Here is a 532-nt window from a genome sequence, read left to right as displayed (position 1 = left end):
CCTGGGTTGTTCCTGAAGGTGGTGCAGGTAGACAAGGCACGCTAGGAATCGAAAGTTTATTTAATACCTTGCATCATGCGGGGCAACTTAACTATGACTTGATAGCTTGTGCTGTGGGCTCAGGCGCAACCTTGGCAGGGATTGCTCAGGCAAATATTGGTCGAGCCCAGTGTGTTGGATTTTCTGCACTAAAAAATGCTCACGACCTGGAGCATCGCGTAGAGCGGCAGTTATCAGGTGCCAGTAGGGTTAACCCTTGGAGAATATGTCATCACTATCATTTCGGTGGCTTTGCCAAAATCAATAGTCGTCTGACGGAATTTATTTCTGATGTTTATGATGAGCATGGTTTGGTTCTAGACCCTGTTTATACAGGAAAGATGATGTATGGGCTGGCGGAGTATATTCATCAAGGAAGAATCCAGGCGGGAGCGCGAGTATTAGCTGTTCATACTGGCGGGCTACAGGGCTGGCGTGGATTTGGTGAATCCTATCAGCGTTTCCTGTCTTCATAGACAATCTCATGTTCAAA

Annotated in this window: 1 protein-coding gene; it reads left to right on the top strand. The window is 47.0% G+C overall.

The window, feature by feature from the left end; all coding sequences use genetic code 11:
- The coding region (locus A3756_RS06340) for a pyridoxal-phosphate dependent enzyme (RefSeq protein ID WP_156490319.1) at positions 1–515 on the top strand (515 nt) is incomplete at its 5' end.
- Positions 516–532: the final 17 nt, after the last annotated feature.

The organism is Oleiphilus sp. HI0086, assembly GCF_001635225.1.
Note: the sequence above shows the minus strand (reverse complement) of the source record. Positions and strands in the feature narration are given on the sequence as shown.